At 61.3% G+C, this 18,205-nt stretch carries 16 protein-coding genes and 3 tRNA genes; 16 read left to right on the top strand and 3 right to left on the bottom strand.

The features are described from left to right. Window positions 1-42 precede the first annotated feature (42 nt). The 13 genes from truA (at window position 43) to CS390_RS17225 (ending at window position 10,618) form a co-directional block, all read left to right on the top strand. A complete protein-coding gene (gene truA, locus CS390_RS17285; RefSeq protein ID WP_371917248.1) occupies window positions 43-924 on the top strand; it encodes a tRNA pseudouridine(38-40) synthase TruA in 882 nt (293 codons plus the stop codon). A 39-nt stretch (window positions 925-963) separates the two neighbouring features. Then, window positions 964-1,584, top strand: coding sequence for a phosphoribosylanthranilate isomerase (locus tag CS390_RS17280; RefSeq protein WP_065758560.1), 621 nt, complete (start codon window positions 964-966; stop codon window positions 1,582-1,584). Window positions 1,585-1,839: 255 nt separating this feature from the next. Further along, complete coding sequence (gene accD, locus CS390_RS17275) at window positions 1,840-2,760, top strand: acetyl-CoA carboxylase, carboxyltransferase subunit beta (protein WP_065758561.1); 921 nt, start codon at window positions 1,840-1,842, stop codon at window positions 2,758-2,760. Continuing rightward, complete coding sequence (gene folC / locus CS390_RS17270; RefSeq protein WP_099775439.1) at window positions 2,757-4,064, top strand: bifunctional tetrahydrofolate synthase/dihydrofolate synthase; 1,308 nt, start codon at window positions 2,757-2,759, stop codon at window positions 4,062-4,064. The genes accD and folC overlap by 4 nt, the downstream gene beginning before the upstream one ends. Then, on the top strand, window positions 4,048-4,740 hold the full coding sequence (locus tag CS390_RS17265) for an SPOR domain-containing protein (protein ID WP_065758563.1): 693 nt from the start codon (window positions 4,048-4,050) through the stop codon (window positions 4,738-4,740). Before folC ends, CS390_RS17265 begins: the two co-directional genes overlap by 17 nt. 98 nt (window positions 4,741-4,838) lie before the next feature. Continuing rightward, entirely contained in the window at window positions 4,839-5,393 is a 555-nt protein-coding gene (locus CS390_RS17260; protein WP_065758564.1) for a CvpA family protein, read from the top strand. A gap of 41 nt (window positions 5,394-5,434) precedes the next feature. After that, a complete protein-coding gene (purF, locus tag CS390_RS17255; RefSeq protein WP_065758565.1) occupies window positions 5,435-6,940 on the top strand; it encodes an amidophosphoribosyltransferase in 1,506 nt (501 codons plus the stop codon). Window positions 6,941-6,954: 14 nt separating this feature from the next. Beyond that, window positions 6,955-8,166 (top strand): O-succinylhomoserine sulfhydrylase, encoded by a 1,212-nt coding sequence (locus CS390_RS17250; protein WP_065758566.1) that lies wholly within the window; start codon window positions 6,955-6,957, stop codon window positions 8,164-8,166. Beyond that, on the top strand, window positions 8,163-8,936 hold the full coding sequence (locus CS390_RS17245) for an SDR family oxidoreductase (RefSeq protein ID WP_065758567.1): 774 nt from the start codon (window positions 8,163-8,165) through the stop codon (window positions 8,934-8,936). The genes CS390_RS17250 and CS390_RS17245 overlap by 4 nt, the downstream gene beginning before the upstream one ends. 170 nt (window positions 8,937-9,106) lie before the next feature. After that, window positions 9,107-9,182: transfer RNA gene (locus tag CS390_RS17240), tRNA-Val, on the top strand. 78 nt (window positions 9,183-9,260) lie between these two features. Continuing rightward, a tRNA-Asp gene (locus CS390_RS17235) sits at window positions 9,261-9,337 on the top strand. A gap of 99 nt (window positions 9,338-9,436) precedes the next feature. Next, window positions 9,437-9,513: transfer RNA gene (locus CS390_RS17230), tRNA-Asp, on the top strand. 193 nt (window positions 9,514-9,706) lie between these two features. Beyond that, window positions 9,707-10,618: a DUF2242 domain-containing protein gene (locus CS390_RS17225; RefSeq protein WP_065758568.1), complete on the top strand. Its 912-nt coding sequence runs from the start codon at window positions 9,707-9,709 to the stop codon at window positions 10,616-10,618. A gap of 212 nt (window positions 10,619-10,830) precedes the next feature. Here the strand turns inward: CS390_RS17225 and CS390_RS17220 are convergent, their stop codons facing one another. Both CS390_RS17220 and CS390_RS17215 read right to left on the bottom strand, forming a co-directional pair. Continuing rightward, entirely contained in the window at window positions 10,831-11,871 is a 1,041-nt protein-coding gene (locus CS390_RS17220) for an AraC family transcriptional regulator (protein WP_099775438.1), read from the bottom strand. Window positions 11,872-11,875: 4 nt separating this feature from the next. Next, a complete protein-coding gene (locus CS390_RS17215; protein WP_065758570.1) occupies window positions 11,876-12,994 on the bottom strand; it encodes a carbon-nitrogen hydrolase family protein in 1,119 nt (372 codons plus the stop codon). A 192-nt stretch (window positions 12,995-13,186) separates the two neighbouring features. Between CS390_RS17215 and CS390_RS17210 the strand changes: the two genes are divergently transcribed. Then, on the top strand, window positions 13,187-15,223 hold the full coding sequence (locus CS390_RS17210; protein WP_065758571.1) for an NADPH-dependent 2,4-dienoyl-CoA reductase: 2,037 nt from the start codon (window positions 13,187-13,189) through the stop codon (window positions 15,221-15,223). A gap of 64 nt (window positions 15,224-15,287) precedes the next feature. Further along, entirely contained in the window at window positions 15,288-16,184 is an 897-nt protein-coding gene (locus tag CS390_RS17205) for a 1-aminocyclopropane-1-carboxylate deaminase/D-cysteine desulfhydrase (RefSeq protein WP_065758572.1), read from the top strand. Here the strand turns inward: CS390_RS17205 and CS390_RS17200 are convergent. Then, window positions 16,181-16,729: a cytochrome b gene (locus tag CS390_RS17200; RefSeq protein ID WP_065758573.1), complete on the bottom strand. Its 549-nt coding sequence runs from the start codon at window positions 16,727-16,729 to the stop codon at window positions 16,181-16,183. The genes CS390_RS17205 and CS390_RS17200 overlap by 4 nt on opposite strands. Window positions 16,730-16,906: 177 nt before the next feature. Here CS390_RS17200 and CS390_RS17195 point away from each other — a divergent pair, with 177 nt between their 5' ends. Then, the gene (locus CS390_RS17195) at window positions 16,907-18,193 is read left to right on the top strand and encodes an arsenic transporter (protein ID WP_099775437.1); all 1,287 of its coding nucleotides are present in this window, start codon (window positions 16,907-16,909) and stop codon (window positions 18,191-18,193) included. Window positions 18,194-18,205: the final 12 nt, after the last annotated feature.

The following is an 18,205-nucleotide window of genomic DNA, read 5'->3' as shown; positions in this document are numbered from 1 at the left end:
TTGTCGTTATACTCCCCGCCATTGCGTAAATCGACAGGTTGTATCCCCTTGGACATCATTGATAACGCGGCCGCCGAAGCAGCGGCCGAAGGCTTTTTCAGAATTGCCCTGGGCGTCGAGTACAAAGGCTCGCGCTATCACGGCTGGCAGCGTCAGCGAAGCGGCGTATTGAGCGTGCAGCAAACGCTTGAGGAAGCCCTGTCGAAGGTGGCGGACTCACCGGTTTCCCTGGTCTGTGCAGGACGTACCGATGCCGGCGTACATGGTTGCGGCCAGGTTGTGCACTTCGACACTCAGGTCGTGCGCAGTAGCAAGGCCTGGGTCATGGGCGCCAACATCAACTTGCCCCATGACATCAGCGTTGCCTGGTCGCAGGAGATGCCGGCGCATTTTCATGCGCGCTTCAAGGCCACGGCCCGGCGCTATCGCTATGTGATCTACAACGATCAGATCCGTCCGGCCCACCTGGGGCAGGAAGTGACCTGGAACCATCGTCCGCTGGATGTTCAGCGTATGGCCGAGGCGGCTGCGTACCTGGTCGGGACGCATGACTTCAGCGCGTTTCGTGCGGGGCAGTGCCAAGCCAAGTCGCCGATCAAGGAAATCCATCATTTGCGCGTGACCCGTCACGGCAAGATGATTGTGCTGGATATTCGTGCCAGTGCCTTCCTGCACCATATGGTTCGGAATATTGCAGGCGTGCTGATGACCATTGGCGCGGGCGAACGCCCGGTGGCCTGGGCGCGAGACGTGCTGGAAAGTCGTGACCGCCGTAGTGCGGGCGTTACGGCCCATCCTTACGGGTTGTACCTGGTACAGGTCGAGTACCCCGAAGAGTTCGCCTTGCCTGAGCGTTTTATCGGTCCGCACTTCCTGACCGGCTTCGAAGCATTGGCGGCTGACGACCGGCAAGTCATTTGCTAACATCCGGTGCTTTCCGGTTCAGCTGAGGTTTTACCGAGTATGTCAGCAGTTCGCAGCAAAATCTGCGGGATTACCCGTGTAGAAGATGCGCTGGCAGCGGCCGAGGCGGGCGCTGACGCCATTGGGCTGGTCTTTTACGCGAAGAGTCCGCGGGCGGTTGATGTGCATCAGGCGCGAGCGATCATTGCCGCGTTGCCACCGTTTGTTACCACGGTGGGCTTGTTCGTCAACGCCAGCCGCTGTGAACTCAACGAAATTCTCGACGCCGTACCGCTGGACCTGTTGCAGTTTCATGGTGATGAAACGCCTGAGCAGTGCGAGGGATTCAATCGGCCCTGGATCAAGGCACTGCGGGTGCGCCCGGGGGACGACCTGGAAGCCAGTTGCCGCCGGTATCACAACGCTAGCGGGGTTCTGCTTGATACCTACGTGGCGGGCGTACCGGGTGGTACGGGTGAGTCTTTCGACTGGTCGTTGGTGCCGGCGAAATTGAGCAAGCCGGTGATCCTGGCCGGCGGCCTGACGGCAGACAACGTGGCATCGGCCATTGCCCAGGTTCGGCCTTATGCGGTGGATGTCAGTGGCGGGGTCGAGCAGGCCAAGGGGATCAAGGACCCGGCCCGTATCGAAGCGTTTTTACGTGCGGTGCGTCAGGCGTGATACGCGGATGTGACGGTTGGCGGCGGGCCATCGTCCATAGCTATCGCAGCCTGATGCTGCCTGGCTGTGCCGCAAGGCCGGTCGAAATTACCGGGTGGTGCCTGTGGCATCGCCTGTAAAGAGTGAATGGGGTGCGGGATCGACGCGAGACCTCGCGGGTCCGCGCCACCTTCTTATAAACACGAATTGGCTCAAGGGCATACGCGTGACCCGACAGTGCGCTGTCTGCGGTCGCCGCTACTGGAGAAAGAAAGCATGAGCAACTGGTTGGTAGACAAACTGATCCCTTCGATCATGCGTTCCGAGGTGAAGAAAAGTTCCGTGCCTGAAGGGCTGTGGCACAAGTGCCCATCCTGCGAAGCGGTGCTTTATCGTCCGGAGCTGGAAAAGACCCTGGATGTCTGCCCGAAGTGTAATCACCACATGCGTATCGGTGCGCGAGCGCGCCTGGACATTTTCCTCGACGCCGAAGGCCGTGCCGAGCTGGGCGCCGACCTGGAGCCGGTGGACCGTCTGAAGTTCCGTGATGGCAAGAAGTACAAGGACCGCCTGAGCGGTGCGCAGAAGCAGACTGGCGAAAAAGACGCGCTGATCTCCATGAGCGGCACCCTGTTTGGCATGCCGATTGTGGTCAGTGCTTTCGAGTTCTCCTTCATGGGTGGCTCGATGGGTGCCATCGTCGGTGAGCGTTTTGTTCGTGCGGCCAACTATGCCCTGGAAAACCGTTGCCCAATGGTCTGCTTCTCGGCTTCCGGTGGTGCGCGCATGCAGGAAGCGCTGATCTCGCTGATGCAGATGGCCAAGACCTCGGCCGTGCTGGCGCGTCTGCGTGAAGAAGGCATTCCGTTCATTTCGGTGCTGACCGACCCGGTGTATGGCGGCGTCTCTGCCAGCCTGGCAATGCTGGGGGATGTGATCGTTGGTGAGCCCAAGGCGCTGATCGGTTTCGCCGGCCCGCGTGTCATCGAGCAAACCGTACGTGAGAAGCTGCCAGAAGGCTTCCAGCGCAGCGAGTTCCTCCTTGAGCACGGCGCCATCGACATGATCATTCCGCGTCAGGAGTTGCGTGCACGTCTGGGCACGCTGCTGGCCCAGATGATGGGGCTGCCGACGCCGAAGATCGTTGCTGCGGTTGCCGAGCCTGTGGTTGTTCCGCCGGCGCCAGCCACGGTATGACCTCGCGTACCCTTGGCGACTGGCTTGCCTACCTGGAGCAGTTGCATCCGTCGGCCATCGACATGGGCCTGGAGCGCTCGCAACAGGTTGCGGCGCGGCTCGGGTTGGGCAAGCCGGCGCCACGGGTAATCACCGTGACCGGCACCAACGGCAAGGGTTCGACCTGCGCCTTCGTGGCGGCACTGTTGCAGGCGCAGGGGCTCAAGGTGGGTGTCTACAGCTCGCCGCACCTGCTGCGTTACAACGAGCGCGTGCAGATCGACGGTGTCGAGGCCAGCGATGCGCAGTTGTGCGAGGCGTTCGTGGCGGTCGAGGCCGCCCGTGGCGACATTTCCCTGACCTACTTCGAGATGGGTACGCTGGCGGCGTTCTGGCTGTTCCGGCAGTCGGCGCTGGATGCCGTTGTGCTGGAAGTCGGGTTGGGCGGTCGGCTGGATGCTGTCAATCTGGTCGATGCCGACCTTGCTGTTGTCACCAGTATTGGTGTCGATCATGCCGACTGGCTGGGCGATACCCGCGAATCGGTCGCCTTTGAAAAGGCCGGGATCTTCCGCGAGGGCAAGCCGGCCTTGTGTGGTGATCTCAATCCGCCACAGCCCTTGCTGGATAAGGCGCGTGAGTTGGCCTGTCCGTTTTTCCTGCGTGGTCGTGACTTCGATCTGTCCAGTACTGACCTGTATTGGCAGTGGCGCGGCGTTGATGCGCGCGGCAATGCAGTCGAGTTGCAGGACTTGCCGTTGCTTGACCTGCCGATGGAAAACGCGGCGCTGGCCTTGCAGGCTTACCTGTTGCTGGATTTGCCATGGAATGCCGGGCAGATCATCGCTGCCTTGAAGGCTACCCGGATCGTCGGTCGTCTGGACCGTCGGCAGTTTACCTGGCAGGGCAAGCGTCTGAGTATTCTGCTGGACGTGGGGCACAACCCTCATGCAGCGCAATACCTGGCTCAGCGCCTGGCGGCGCGAGCACCTGAAGGCAAGCGCCTGGCGGTGTTTGGCCTGCTCAGTGACAAAGACCTGGCGGGCGTTATCGAACCGTTGTGCAAGCAGGTTCACGGCTGGGCGGTGGCGCCGCTGCAGAGCGCCCGTAGCCGACCGGCTGTCGAGTTGCAGGTAGCGCTAGAGAATCTTGGTGCGAACGTGCAGTCTTATCCAAGTGTCGCAGCGGCCCTTGAAGGGCAGTGTGCGCACGCAACGGCAGATGATGAAATCCTGCTGTTCGGATCATTTTTCTGTGTCGGTGAAGCCCTTGAGTGGCTCGCTCGGCAGGCCAAGGAGGACGAGGTAGATGGCGTCGCTGGATAAGGTCGTCAAGCAACGTATGGTCGGCGCATTGGTGTTGGTTGCGCTGGCGGTGATCTTCCTGCCCATGTTGTTCTCGCGTGAGGATGAGTTGCGTCAGGTGCAGGTCGAGGCGCCGGAAGCGCCTGGCATGCCGAATTTGCCGCAGGTTCAGGTTGAACCGGTGCAGGTGCCTGAGCCACAACCGTTGCCTGATGAGCCGGTTGCAGTGCAACAGGTGCCTGCGTTATCGGCCCCGAGTACGCCGGTCGCACAGGTATCGACGCCTGTGCCAGCGCCTGCTCCCGCGCCGGCCTCTACGCCCGTGCCGGTGCCCACAGCGCCCAAGTCGGTCGCGCCAGCGGCGCCGCCGGTGAGTAAGCCGGCACCTGCGCCTGCTCCGGTTGCGGCTGTTGCAGCGGCCAAGCCGGTTGCGCCGAGCAAGGTCGATGTCAACGGCCTGCCGGTCAGTTGGTCGGTGCAGTTGGCCAGCCTGTCCAACCGTGCCAGTGCCGATACCTTGCAGAAAACCCTTCGTAGCCAGGGCTACAACGCCTATATTCGTTCCTCTGACGGCATGAATCGGGTGTTTGTCGGGCCGTTGATCGAACGTGCCGAGGCTGAGCGCTTGCGTGATCTGCTGGGGCGTCAGCACAAGCTCAAGGGCTTTGTCGTTCGTTTTCAGCCAGAACGCAGCTAAGCCTTGCCGTCCGGTCGTTACCGGACGGCAAATCACCGCTTACCGATAGCTCATCGCTCTGGTAAAATGCGCCGCCTTATCCGTTTGCAGGCAGCACCGTGGCATTTACCTGGGTCGACTGGGCGATCATCGCGATTATCGCCATTTCCTCGCTGATCAGTTTGAAGCGCGGCTTTGTCAAAGAAGCCTTGTCGCTGCTTACCTGGATCATCGCCGGGGCTGTGGCCTGGATGTTTGGCGGCGGTGTATCGCAATACCTGGAAAGCTACATCCAGACGCCGTCGGCCCGCGTCATCGCCGGCTGCTCCATTCTTTTCGTCGCCACCTTGCTGGTGGGGGCAATGATCAACTTTATTATCGGCGAGCTGATTCGTGTCACCGGGTTGTCCGGGACCGATCGTTTCCTCGGCATGGCCTTCGGCGCCGCGCGGGGTGGCTTGCTGGTTGTCGTGGCGGTCGGGCTGCTGAGCCTGGGGCCGGTACAACAGGATCCGTGGTGGCAGGAGTCCCGGCTTTTGCCACAATTTCTATTGGTCGCTGACTGGTCGAAAAACCTTATTCTGGGGTTTACCAGCCAGTGGCTCGCCAGCGGGATCAGCGCACCGGTTGATCTCCCGTTCAAGGAGCAGCTCCTGGGGCCCAAGACGCCTTGAGTGCTGTTCAGTCCAGTTTCATTAAGTAGGGGTTGCGTCGCATGTGTGGCATCGTCGGTATCGTCGGTAAGTCGAACGTCAATCAGGCGCTGTATGACGCGCTAACCGTCCTCCAGCACCGCGGCCAGGACGCTGCCGGTATTGTGACCAGCCATGATGGCCGGTTATTTCTGCGCAAGGACAATGGCCTGGTGCGTGATGTGTTCCAGCAGCGCCACATGCAGCGCCTGGTGGGGCATATGGGTATTGGTCATGTGCGCTACCCGACTGCGGGCAGCTCGACCTCGGCCGAGGCTCAGCCGTTCTATGTCAACTCGCCTTACGGCATTACGCTGGCGCACAACGGTAACCTGACCAACGTCGAACAGTTGGCCAAGGAAATCTACGAATCCGATCTGCGTCATGTCAACACCAGTTCCGATTCGGAAGTGCTGCTGAACGTCTTCGCTCATGAGTTGGCGGTGCGTGGCAAGTTGCAGCCGACTGAAGAAGATGTCTTCGCTGCCGTCACCGATGTTCACAATCGCTGCCGTGGTGGCTACGCCGTAGTGGCCATGATCACCGGTTACGGGATTGTCGGCTTCCGCGACCCGAACGCCATCCGTCCGATCGTCTTCGGTCAGCGTCATACCGACGAAGGCGTCGAGTACATGATCGCCTCCGAAAGCGTTTCGCTGGACGTACTGGGTTTCACACTGATTCGTGACCTGGCGCCGGGCGAAGCGGTATACATCACCGAAGATGGCCAGTTGCACACCCGTCAGTGCGCGACCAATCCGAAATACTCGCCGTGCATTTTCGAGCACGTTTACCTGGCGCGTCCTGACTCGATCATCGACGGCGTTTCGGTCTACAAGGCTCGCCTACGCATGGGTGAGAAGCTCGCCGAGAAGATCCAGCGCGAGCGCCCGAATCACGACATCGATGTGGTCATCCCGATTCCCGACACCAGCCGTACCGCTGCGCTGGAACTGGCCAACCACCTGGGCGTCAAGTTCCGCGAAGGTTTCGTCAAGAACCGCTACATCGGTCGTACCTTCATCATGCCCGGCCAGGCCGCGCGCAAGAAGTCGGTTCGGCAGAAGCTCAACGCCATCGAGCTCGAGTTCCGTGGCAAGAACGTCATGCTGGTCGATGACTCGATCGTGCGCGGCACCACCTGCAAGCAGATCATTCAGATGGCCCGTGAAGCGGGTGCGAAGAATGTCTACTTCTGCTCGGCGGCGCCAGCGGTACGTTACCCTAACGTCTACGGCATCGACATGCCGAGCGCTCATGAGTTGATCGCACACAACCGCACCACTCAGGACGTCGCTGACCTGATCGGCGCCGACTGGCTGGTCTACCAGGACCTGTCGGACCTGATCGACGCAGTGGGCGGCGGCAAGATCAAGATCGAGAATTTCGACTGCGCGGTGTTCGATGGCCAGTACGTGACCGGCGATATCGACGAAGCCTACCTCGAGAAGATCGAGCAGGCGCGTAACGACGCCTCCAAGGTCAAGAATCAAGCGGTCAGCGCGATCATCGACCTCTACAACAACTGAGTGGGAGCAGCGGCATGACACAGGAATGGGATGCCGGGCGCCTCGACAGCGACCTTGAAGGGGTTGCGTTCGATACCCTGGCCGTACGTGCCGGTCAGCATCGCACGCCGGAAGGTGAACACAGCGACCCGCTGTTCTTCACCTCCAGCTATGTGTTCCGTACGGCGGCTGATGCCGCCGCGCGGTTCGCGGGTGATGTGCCGGGCAACGTCTATTCGCGCTACACCAACCCGACCGTTCGGGCTTTCGAGGAGCGCATCGCCGCCCTTGAAGGCGCCGAGCAGGCGGTTGCGACGTCGACGGGTATGTCGGCCATTCTCTCGACGGTGATGGCCCTGTGCAGCGCTGGCGATCATGTGCTGGTGTCGCAGAGTGTGTTCGGTTCGACCATCAGCCTGTTCGAGAAGTACTTCAAGCGCTTCGGTGTGCAGGTTGACTATGTGCCGTTGACGGATCTGGCTGCCTGGGAATCGGCGATCAAGGCCAATACCAAGCTGCTGTTCGTCGAGTCGCCGTCTAACCCGCTGGCCGAGTTGGTGGATATCGCCGCGTTGGCCAGCGTGGCCCATGCCAAGGGCGCGCAACTGGTGGTCGACAACTGCTTCAGCACGCCGGCCTTGCAGCAGCCGCTGAAGCTGGGCGCCGACATTGTCGTGCACTCGGCGACCAAGTTCATCGACGGCCAGGGTCGTTGCATGGGCGGTGTGGTTGCAGGTCGCGCCGAGCAGATGAAGGAAGTGGTGGGTTTTCTGCGTACGGCAGGCCCGTCGCTGAGCCCCTTCAATGCCTGGATCTTCCTCAAGGGCCTGGAAACCCTCAACCTGCGGATGCGTGCCCATTGTGCCAACGCACAGGCACTGGCCGAATGGCTGGAGCAGCAGGATGGCATCGAGAAGGTTCACTATGCCGGGCTCAAGAGCCATCCGCAGCATGAGCTGGCCGAGCGTCAGATGAAGGGCTTCGGCGCGGTGGTGAGCTTTGAGGTCAAGGGCGGCAAGGAAGGAGCCTGGCGCTTCATCGATGCCACCCGCTTGATTTCGATCACCGCGAACCTGGGCGACAGCAAGACCACCATCACGCACCCGGGCACCACCTCGCACGGTCGTCTGTCGCCGCAGGAGCGTGAGGCGGCCGGTATCCGCGACAGTCTGATCCGTGTTGCGGTCGGCCTGGAAGATGTGGCTGACCTCAAGGCCGATCTGGCCCGCGGGTTGGCGGCGCTGTGATCGACTGGTCAACCCCCGAAAGCAGCCATAACGGTCGTGTCGCACTGGTCACCGGTGCGGCACGGGGGATTGGCCTTGGCATTGCTGCCTGGCTGATCTGTGAAGGCTGGCAGGTGGTGCTGACCGACCTTGACCGTGCGCGTGGCTCCATGGCCGCCAAAGTGCTGGGTGACAATGCCTGGTTCGTTGCCATGGATGTCGCCGATGAGGCCCAGGTCGCCGTCGGTGTGGCCGAGGTGCTGGGCCAGTTCGGCCGGCTTGATGCCTTGGTGTGCAATGCCGCCATTGCCGACCCTCACAATACGACCCTGGAAAGCCTCAGCCTTGCGCACTGGAACCGTGTGCTGGCGGTCAACCTGGGTGGACCGATGCTGCTGGCCAAGCATTGTGCGCCTTACCTGCGTGCGCATTGTGGCGCTATCGTGAACCTGGCTTCGACCCGGGCGGCGCAGTCCGAGCCTGATACCGAAGCCTATGCCGCGAGCAAGGGCGGTTTGCTGGCCTTGACCCACGCCCTGGCGGTGAGCCTTGGCCCGGAGATCCGGGTCAATGCCGTCAGCCCGGGCTGGATCGATGCCCGTGACCCCTCCCAGCGCCGTGCCGAACCGCTGACTGAATCCGACCATGCTCAGCACCCGGCGGGCAGGGTGGGGACGGTAGAGGATGTGGCGGCTATGGTGGCCTGGCTGTTGTCGAAGAATTCCGGCTTTGTTACTGGGCAGGAGTTCGTGGTCGACGGTGGCATGACCAAGAAGATGATTTACCAGTAACAGGTTTTACGCTGGGCGCTTCATGAGGTACACGGCGGTTTCTGCTTTTGCGGGCAGCTTGTCGCTTAAGGGTGAAGCAACTTTTTTGCGGTTTTTTAAAAAAAACTTCAACAGGGGTATTGACTTAGGTTCGATACCTGCGTAAATTTCGCCACCTCAGCGAAGCACACGGGTGATTAGCTCAGCCGGGAGAGCATCTGCCTTACAAGCAGAGGGTCGGCGGTTCGATCCCGTCATCACCCACCACTTCCTGAGATGTTCCTGACCCAGGCGCTTTTGAAAGAAGGCACCTAATTGAGAGGAACAGGACGCAAGTCCATATGCGCAGCGGTAGTTCAGTCGGTTAGAATACCGGCCTGTCACGCCGGGGGTCGCGGGTTCGAGTCCCGTCCGCTGCGCCACTTTTCTCCAGATCGGTTTAACAGCCGGTTTGAGGTCGGAAGGTACCGAAACCTTCAGGCCAGATCCCAGTTTCAAACGGACGAAAGTCTGTGCGATACGCAGCGGTAGTTCAGTCGGTTAGAATACCGGCCTGTCACGCCGGGGGTCGCGGGTTCGAGTCCCGTCCGCTGCGCCATATCCGCTTCGAGGCCCTTGAACTCCTCGAAGCAACAGAGAAAGCGACCTTAGGGTCGCTTTTTTTGTTTGGGTCATTGCTTCAATCTCGAAAGGCGTCTCCGGGCAATTTACCGCCCAATCTTGCCTCGACACTTCAGTGATGCGCCGATGTGTAGCACAATAGGCGCCGAACGTTCTCCCCAGGATTTGCAATGTCAAAGTCAACCGTCTTTGGTGCGCTCGGGCTGGCCCTAGTGCTGGCGGGTGTTTCCGGCTGCTCCTCGAAAAAAGCCGCCATTTACGAACACGAGAATTTCGACGATTCGGGCACCTTCTCGCGCAGCTTTCCGGTGAGCGAGGCCGGTTCGTGCGAAGCTGCGCGGCGTGCCTTGCTCAGTCAGGGCTACATCATCACTACCAGCAGTGCTGGTCAGGTCACGGGTAACAAGAGTTTCCAGCAGACTGGCGACACTCATATGCAGATCAGCTTCAACGTGGTCTGTGCGGCTGACAACAGCAGCGCCAAGCGCTCAACCATGTTCGCCAACGCCCTGCAAGACCGCTATGCGCTGAAAAAATCCAATACCTCGGCCAGTCTTGGTGTCGGTGTGCTGGGTTCGGTGTCGATGCCGATTGGCTCTACCGACGACTCGATGGTCAAGGTGGCCAGCGAGACCGTAACCTCGGCCAAGTTCTATGAGCGCTACTTCGCGCTGGTTGAGAGCTTCTTGCCCAAAGAGCAGAAGAAGCCACAGAAGAAGGCGACTGAGCCAGAGAAGGCGCCAGAGCACGCACCAGAGCCGGCGCCTGCGGCTGCGCCAGCCGTTGAACTGGGTGTGCCGGAAAGCAACCCGGCGCCGGCCCCGACTCAGGCCCCGACACCGCCAGCTGCAGCCAGCGTGCCTGAGCCTGCTCCTCTGGCGCCTGCACCCGCTGCGCCGCCCGCCGCGCCATCTGCCACGCCGGTAGTCGATGACGGTGCAGCTTCGAAGCCTGTTGCCCCTCCGGTTGAGGCCGCGCCAATCACGGTTCAGGAGGTGCCTGCCGCTCCGCTCGCGCCTGCACTCAGTGAGCCGACACCTGCGGTCAACCCTACGGTGAGTGCGGAGCAACCGGTTCAGTAGGCGGCGCGGATAAATCGTCCGGCGTCTGCTACGTTTATTTCAAACAGCGGTCTTGTCATTTTTTCGTCACTGCGCAACTTTAAGGTGAGTGACGAATCAATGAGATGAATGAGAAAAACGGAGCAGACAATGGACGACTATCAAGAAGAGCTTCTCGACTACAACGCCTACGAACTCGATCTGCCAGAGCCTGCAGATGACGCTACAGAGCTCTAGATAGTGCGCCGCTGACTGCGACGGAAGTCGCCAGGGGTAACGCCGCTCCAACGCTTGAATGCACGCTGGAAGGCCTCTGCCGAAGCAAATCCCAACAGGTAGGCGATCTCGCCAAATGCCAGCTCCGTATCGCGGATGTAGGCCATCGCCAGGTCGCGCCGCGTGTCGTTCAGAATCGTTCGGAACTGCGTGCCTTCTTCAGCCAGTTTGCGTCGTAGCGTCCAGGTCGGAAGCTGCAGACGGTTGGCGATTTCTTCCAGGTCCGGCTCATGCCCACCGCTGAGCAGCGGCCCCAGCAGTTGCACGATGCGCTCGCTGAGGCTGCGAATGCGCGTGCGCTGTTCCAGTTCAAGTTCGCACAACTGCAACAGGTGCTGCCAGGTGCTGGGGCAGTGGGTGCTGTTGCGCAACTCCAACTGGTTACGGTTCAGGCGTAGCTGGTTGGTCTCGGCAGCAAAATGAACCGGCGTCAGGCACAACCCCTGATACTGCTCGGCATAAGCTGGGGCCTCGAATTCGATATCGATACGTTCGGCGTGTAGCGGCATGCCCGCCACGCTCGACAGTTGCGCCAGCCAGCCCGCCAGGAGTGAGTCGACCACGAAGCGGTTGTAGGCGTTGTATGGGCTGATCGAGTAGAAGCGCAGCCAGGCACCTTGCGGGTCTTCATGAAACGTCGACTGACCGCGGTAGTTGGCGGCATACAGGGGTTCAAAGCGCAGCAGGGTGCGAGCGGCTTCGCCGACGGTGGGCGCCTGGGCTGCGGTCACCCCGGCAAGGCCTGTCTGGCTCAGGCGGCTCAGGCGGCCCATGTGCAGGCCCAGGGCCGGGTTGCCCGTGAGGGTGATGGCGGCATGGCCCAGGTGCATGTAGCGCGGTATCGACAGCCGGGCACATGGCTCGGCCAGGCGCGCCGGCTCCAGGCCATAGTGCGCAAGCAGAGGCGCGGGGTCGTGGCCGAGGTAGCGGACGGTTTCCTCCAGGCTCTGTACGAACCCTACCGAAAGATCTCCCAGGCGTACCCGTGGACGAGGCATCGTCTTACAGCCAGAGGTTGAGCAGGCGCGCGCCAGGTTTGGCGCTGACACTAAAGTTCTGGCCGTTACGGCTGGCAAAGCCCTCGCCGTCGGCGCTGACTTCCCAGAAGCGCCCCTGCAGGAACACGCTCATGCTCGCCTGTTCGCGGCCTTTGTTGGCAAGTATCAGACGCTGCCAGGCTTCGCCCTCGCTCACTTCACCGGGTTTGAGTGGCAGTTGTGTCGCCAGCGGCTGATGGCGGTTGCCACGCCAGGGCGCGCGCCAGCCATGCTTGACGCCGATGAAGGCCGGGTTGGCGATCACCTGCACCGCCTGTTGCTCAAGCTGGCGGTAGTTGTCCGGGTACCAGCTGTCACTGCCCACCAGGACGCCCAGGCGTCCTGCCGGCGTCTCGAGTACTTGCAAGGGTTGTGCGCCAGCATGAATGAAGCGGCGTACGCCGTTGTCCGGGTGTTTTTGGCGTACTGGTTGGCCCAGTATTGAGCCGTCATTGGCGAACACCAGGCTGCTGTTGTACAGGGCACCTGAGCCCACCCGCAGAGTGCCGCCGTCTACATACGGCTCGGGCAGGACGATGGAACCTGCTACGAGGGTGATGTCGAACTCGCGTGCCAGGCCGCCGAACAGTTGCTGGTAGTCGCTCGCCATCTGGGCCGCCTTCATGCGCAAGTGTGCGTCAGCGCGGCGGTCATCCCCTGTGGCGCCAAGCATCGCCAGCCCATAGCGCAACGGGTTGCTCAACTCCAGCCACTGCCGGGCCTGATCAAGGTGGGTGACCTGGTACATCTCGCTCTTTTCGCCAAGCGCCCAAAGCCAGGTGCCGATGTGTTCGGGCAGGATGACAACGGTTTTACGGCTGATCAGGCCCTGCTCACGTGCGTGCTGCAAGTAAGCCGCCAGCTTCAGGTGCAAGCGTTGCAGGCTTTGGTAGTCACCGGGGAACAGCTCAGGCTCGATACCGAGCAGGTTGCCCTGGTTCGCGGGGATGCCCTGGTTCAGTGTCAGTTCGACACGCAGGTCGGACAGGTAATGGCCGGCGGGACGTTGTTCTGTCCATAGCCCGTAGCCGCAAAGCATGGTGATGACAACCAGGGCGAGAGCCCCGAGCAGGAGTTTTTGCATGAGGCGGGCAAGGCCGACTAAGGATTTAAGCCGTTAGGGTAGTCGTGCTGCGCGGTTGGATCAATAAGTTGTCACTTTCGGTCATTGAGCGACGGGTAACAGCTCTTTAATGTCGACCTCAGATAACTGACGGGTTCCACCTCCGGGTGAGAGGCCTGCATTCCGTGATTAACGCTTGTTGTGGAGTACGTTATGGCCGCTGCCCAATACCCGCATCTGTTGGCTCCGCTGGACCTGGGGTTCACCACGTTGCGCAACCGCACCCTGATGGGCTCGATGCACACCGGCCTTGAAGAAAGACCGGGTGGTTTTGAGCGCATGGCGGCCTATTTTGCCGAGCGCGCCCGGGGTGGGGTGGGGCTGATGGTGACCGGCGGTATTGGCCCGAACGAAGAAGGGGGCGTGTATGCCGGTGCGGCCAAGCTGAGCACGCCGGAGGAAGCCCAGAAGCACCGTATCGTGACTCAGGCGGTGCATGAAGCCGGTGGCAAGATCTGCCTGCAGATCCTTCATGCCGGGCGTTATGCCTACAGCCCCAAGCAGGTCGCACCCAGTGCCATTCAGGCACCGATCAACCCGTTCAAGCCCAAGGAGCTGGACGAGGAGGGGATCGAGAAACAGATCCGGGACTTCGTAACCTGTGCGATGCTGGCACAGAGCGCCGACTACGATGGCGTCGAGATCATGGGCTCGGAAGGTTATTTCATCAACCAGTTCCTCGCCGCCCATACCAACCATCGTACTGACCGCTGGGGTGGCAGTTACGAGAACCGCATGCGTCTGGCGGTGGAGATCGTTCGTCGGGTGCGTGAAGCGGTCGGGCCGAACTTCATCATCATCTTCCGCCTGTCGATGCTCGACCTGATCGAGGGGGGCAGCGATTGGGACGAAATCGTGCAGTTGGCCAAAGCCATCGAGCAGGCTGGCGCCACGCTGATCAACACCGGTATCGGTTGGCACGAAGCGCGTATTCCGACCATTGCCACCAAGGTGCCGCGTGCCGCCTTCAGCAAGGTCACCGCCAAGTTGCGCGGTTCGGTGAAGATTCCGCTGATCACCACCAACCGTATCAATACCCCGGAAATCGCTGAGCAGATCCTCGCTGAGGGCGATGCCGACATGGTCTCCATGGCGCGTCCGTTCCTGGCGGACCCGGAGTTCGTCAACAAGGCCGCTGCCGGTCGTGCTGACGAAATCAACACCTGCATTGGCTGCAACCAGGCGTGTCTGGATCACACCTTTGGCGGCAAGCTGACCAGTTGCCTGGTCAACCCGCGTGCCTGTCATGAAACAGAGCTCAACTACCTGCCGACCCGTCTGTTGAAGAAAATTGCGGTGGTCGGTGCAGGTCCGGCGGGCCTGGCGGCTGCCACGGTGGCTGCAGAGCGGGGGCATCAGGTCACCCTGTTCGACTCGGCCAGTGAAATTGGCGGGCAGTTCAATGTGGCCAAGCGTGTGCCGGGCAAGGAAGAGTTCTATGAGACCCTGCGCTACTTCAAGCGCAAGCTGCAGACCACCGGTGTCGAGGTTTGCCTTGAGCAGCGCATGAGTGTCGAGCAACTGCTCAAGGGCGGCTACGATGAGGTCATTCTCGCTACCGGTATCGCACCGCGTCTGCCGGCTATTCCCGGTATCGGGCACCCTAAGGTGTTGAGCTATCTGGACGTCTTGCTGGCGCGCAAGCCGGTAGGCCAGCGCGTGGCGGTCATTGGTGCCGGTGGGATCGGCTTTGATGTGTCCGAGTATCTGGTTCACCAGGGGGTAGCGACCAGTCAGGACCGTGAGGCTTTCTGGAAAGAGTGGGGCATTGATACCACCTTGCAGGCCCGTGGTGGCGTTGCCGGGATACATCCGCAACCGCATGCGCCGGCCCGTCAGGTGTTTCTGTTGCAGCGCAAGAAATCCAAGGTGGGTGACGGTCTGGGCAAGACCACCGGCTGGATTCATCGCACGGGTTTGAAAAACAAGCAGGTGCAGATGCTCAACAGTGTCGAATACCTGAGCATCGACGATGAAGGGCTGCATATCCGTATTGGCGCGGGCGAGCCGCAGGTTCTGCCAGTCGATAACGTGGTTATCTGTGCCGGCCAGGATCCGCTGCGTGAGCTGTACGATGGCTTGCACGCCGCCGGTCAGTCGGTGCACCTGATCGGTGGTGCCGATGTTGCGGCCGAGCTGGATGCCAAGCGCGCAATCAATCAGGGCTCACGGCTGGCTGCCGAACTCTGATGCGGCAGGTACGGCGGGGTGCGCTAGACTGCGCTTCCCGCCCTGTACCGAGTTTGTTGTCGGAATGTTCGATTCACTTCCCTTGGCCCCACTCCAGCCGCTGTCACTGCCCTGGTTGAGCCGTGCCGGTGTTGAAGCGGCGGTGCTGCGCCTTGACCTCATCGACCCGCTGATCAGCGGCAACAAGTGGTTCAAACTGCTGGAGCACCTGCGTGAGGCCCGTGCGGCAGGGGCTCCTGGCGTCATCAGCCTCGGTGGCGCGTACTCCAATCACCTTCATGCACTCGCGGCGGCAGGCCTGCGCTTTGGTTTCGCTACTGTCGGGTTGCTGCGCGGTCATCCGCAGGACACACCAACGGTACGTGACCTGCGCGCCTTCGGCATGGAGCTGCACTGGCTGGGTTATGGCGGCTATCGGGCGCGGCATGAACCGGGCTTCTGGGCGCCTTGGCACGCCCGCTACCCTGGTTGGCATTGTGTACCGGAAGGTGGCGGTGGTGCGTTGGGGGTCAAAGGGTGCGCGCAGATTGTAGAGCAGGCGCGATGTCAGCTTTCGGCACTGGGTTGGCCTGACTACGATGGCTGGTGGTTGGCGGTCGGGACCGGTACCACATTGGCCGGTCTGGTGGCGGCTGAAACAGGCGCGCACTGGGTGCAGGGTGCTTTGGCGGTGCCCGGGGATCATGGTGTTGCCGCACAGGTCGATGGGCTGCTGGGAGCAGGCCGGGCAGGTTACGTGCTGCACGACGCCAGCCGCGCAGGTTTTGCCAGGGTCGATGCAGAACTGTTGGCGTTCATTGAGGCGAGCGAAGTGCAGTCGGGCCTTCCCCTTGAGCCGCTGTACACGGGGAAAGCCCTGCTCGCCTTGCGCGAGCAGGTGGAACAGGGCGCCTTCGCGCCCGGCACGCGGCTGATTTTCCTGCACACCGGCGGCCTGCAAGGCCGCCGGGGGCTGGTTTAGTCGGCTTTTGGCAGCATGCGCCGCAGCGTGTTGTCGCGGCTGACATAGTGGTGATACAGCCCAGCCAGGGCGTGCAGGCCGATCAGCCAGTAGCCCAGCGAGGCAATCAGCTCATGCCAGCCCTTGATCTGCTTGCCCAGGTCTGGATCTGGCGCAATCAAGGCGGGCAGGTTGAAGCCATAGAAGGGGATCGGTTTGTCGCTGGCGCTGAGAATCAGCCAGCCGGCCACAGGCAAGCCGATCATCATCGCGTACAGCGCCCAATGCATCAGTGTGGCCAGGCCGCGCTGCCAGGCCGGAGGGTTAGGTTCGATACGGGGTGTCGGGCTGATGACGCGCAGCAACAGGCGCAGCCAGACCAGCACAAAGACACTCAGGCCGAGCATGAAGTGCAGGTCTTTCATCAGGGCGCGCTCGGCGCTGTCCTTGGGGAACATACCCCGTAGCTCGATACAGGCGTACACCGCTGCCAGCAGTATCAGCATCAGCCAGTGAAGGGCAATCGACAGACTGCCGTAGCGGTCCCGGGTGTTGGTTAGCGTCATATGAGCTCCTCGTTATCAGGTCGTATTTCGCGCTCTTGCTTGGCGCTGGGCATTAACTGTAATTGTTTGTTTCAGAGATCATAGGAGAAATAGCAGCAAAATTTCGTTAGTGACCAAACAAACACTCGTTAAAATCCGCCGTCTTTTCCCCTCGACTTTCTGCAAGGCTGTTGTCTCATGCTGATGGCGTCATTGATCTTCCTGCTGACTATCACCTTGGTGATCTGGCAACCCAAGGGCCTCGGTGTCGGCTGGAGCGCGACGTTCGGGGCGTTGTTGGCGCTGATCAGCGGTGTGGTGCACTGGAGCGATATTCCGGTGGTCTGGCAGATCATCTGGAACGCTACCGGTACCTTCATTGCGTTGATCATCATCAGCCTGCTCCTTGATGCAGCGGGGTTCTTCGCCTGGGCGGCCCTGCATGTGGCGCGTTGGGGGCGTGGCAGCGGGCGGCGGCTGTTCGCTTACATCGTGTTGCTGGGGGCGCTGGTGTCGGCACTGTTTGCCAACGACGGCGCAGCGCTGATCCTTACACCTATCGTCGTTGCCATGTTGCTGGCCTTGCGTTTCTCGCCAGCGGCGACTCTGGCATTCGTCATGGCGGCGGGCTTCGTGGCCGACACCGCCAGCTTGCCATTGGTCGTGTCTAACCTGGTGAACATCGTTTCTGCGGATTTTTTCGGCATCGGCTTCAACCGTTATGCCGCCGTCATGTTGCCGGTGAACCTGGTCAGCGTGGTGGCCACCCTGGGTATCCTGATGTGGTTCTTTCGACGTGACATTCCGCGCGATTACGACCCGTTGCAACTGGATCGGCCACGCAATGCGATTCAAGACCCGGCCACCTTTGTGGCCGGCTGGCTGGTGTTGTTGATCTTGCTGCTGGGGTGTTTTGCCCTGGAGCCGCTCGGCATTCCCATCAGCGCGATCTCGGCGGTGTGTGCGGCTGTCTTGCTGCTGGTCGCCGCCCGCGGCCACACCATTTCCACACGCAAGGTCCTCAAGGAAGCCCCGTGGCATATCGTGATCTTCTCGCTGGGCATGTACCTGGTGGTGTATGGCTTGCGTAATGCCGGGTTGACCGGGCAACTGGCCACCTGGCTCGACACGTTCGCCCGCTCCGGCGTCTGGGGGGCGGCACTGGGTACCGGGCTGCTCAGCGCCGTCCTGTCGTCGATCATGAACAACTTGCCGACCGTACTGATTGGCGCCTTGTCCATCGACGCCAGCCAGGCCACAGGGGTCGTCAAGGAAGCGATGGTCTATGCCAATGTGATTGGCAGTGACCTGGGGCCGAAAATTACCCCGATCGGCAGCCTGGCGACCCTGCTCTGGCTGCATGTGCTGGAGCGTAAAGGGGTGCACATTGGCTGGGGCTACTACTTCAAGGTCGGCATCGTGCTCACCGTGCCGGTGCTGCTACTCACCCTGATGGCTCTGGCACTGCGTTTGACGGTTGTCTAGACGGCGCCAGGG

The organism is Pseudomonas sp. HLS-6, assembly GCF_002753995.1.
In the GTDB taxonomy this organism is placed as follows: domain Bacteria; phylum Pseudomonadota; class Gammaproteobacteria; order Pseudomonadales; family Pseudomonadaceae; genus Aquipseudomonas; species Aquipseudomonas defluvii.
Note: the sequence above shows the minus strand (reverse complement) of the source record. Positions and strands in the feature narration are given on the sequence as shown.

Coding starts and splice junctions, on each gene's coding strand:
- CS390_RS17280 (WP_065758560.1), top strand. CDS start 964: ATGTCAGCAGTTCGCAGCAAAATCTGCGGGATTACCCGTGTAGAAGAT.
- accD (WP_065758561.1), top strand. CDS start 1,840: ATGAGCAACTGGTTGGTAGACAAACTGATCCCTTCGATCATGCGTTCC.
- folC (WP_099775439.1), top strand. CDS start 2,757: ATGACCTCGCGTACCCTTGGCGACTGGCTTGCCTACCTGGAGCAGTTG.
- CS390_RS17265 (WP_065758563.1), top strand. CDS start 4,048: ATGGCGTCGCTGGATAAGGTCGTCAAGCAACGTATGGTCGGCGCATTG.
- purF (WP_065758565.1), top strand. CDS start 5,435: ATGTGTGGCATCGTCGGTATCGTCGGTAAGTCGAACGTCAATCAGGCG.
- CS390_RS17250 (WP_065758566.1), top strand. CDS start 6,955: ATGACACAGGAATGGGATGCCGGGCGCCTCGACAGCGACCTTGAAGGG.
- CS390_RS17225 (WP_065758568.1), top strand. CDS start 9,707: ATGTCAAAGTCAACCGTCTTTGGTGCGCTCGGGCTGGCCCTAGTGCTG.
- CS390_RS17220 (WP_099775438.1), bottom strand. CDS start 11,871: ATGCCTCGTCCACGGGTACGCCTGGGAGATCTTTCGGTAGGGTTCGTA.
- CS390_RS17215 (WP_065758570.1), bottom strand. CDS start 12,994: ATGCAAAAACTCCTGCTCGGGGCTCTCGCCCTGGTTGTCATCACCATG.
- CS390_RS17210 (WP_065758571.1), top strand. CDS start 13,187: ATGGCCGCTGCCCAATACCCGCATCTGTTGGCTCCGCTGGACCTGGGG.
- CS390_RS17205 (WP_065758572.1), top strand. CDS start 15,288: ATGTTCGATTCACTTCCCTTGGCCCCACTCCAGCCGCTGTCACTGCCC.
- CS390_RS17200 (WP_065758573.1), bottom strand. CDS start 16,729: ATGACGCTAACCAACACCCGGGACCGCTACGGCAGTCTGTCGATTGCC.
- CS390_RS17195 (WP_099775437.1), top strand. CDS start 16,907: ATGCTGATGGCGTCATTGATCTTCCTGCTGACTATCACCTTGGTGATC.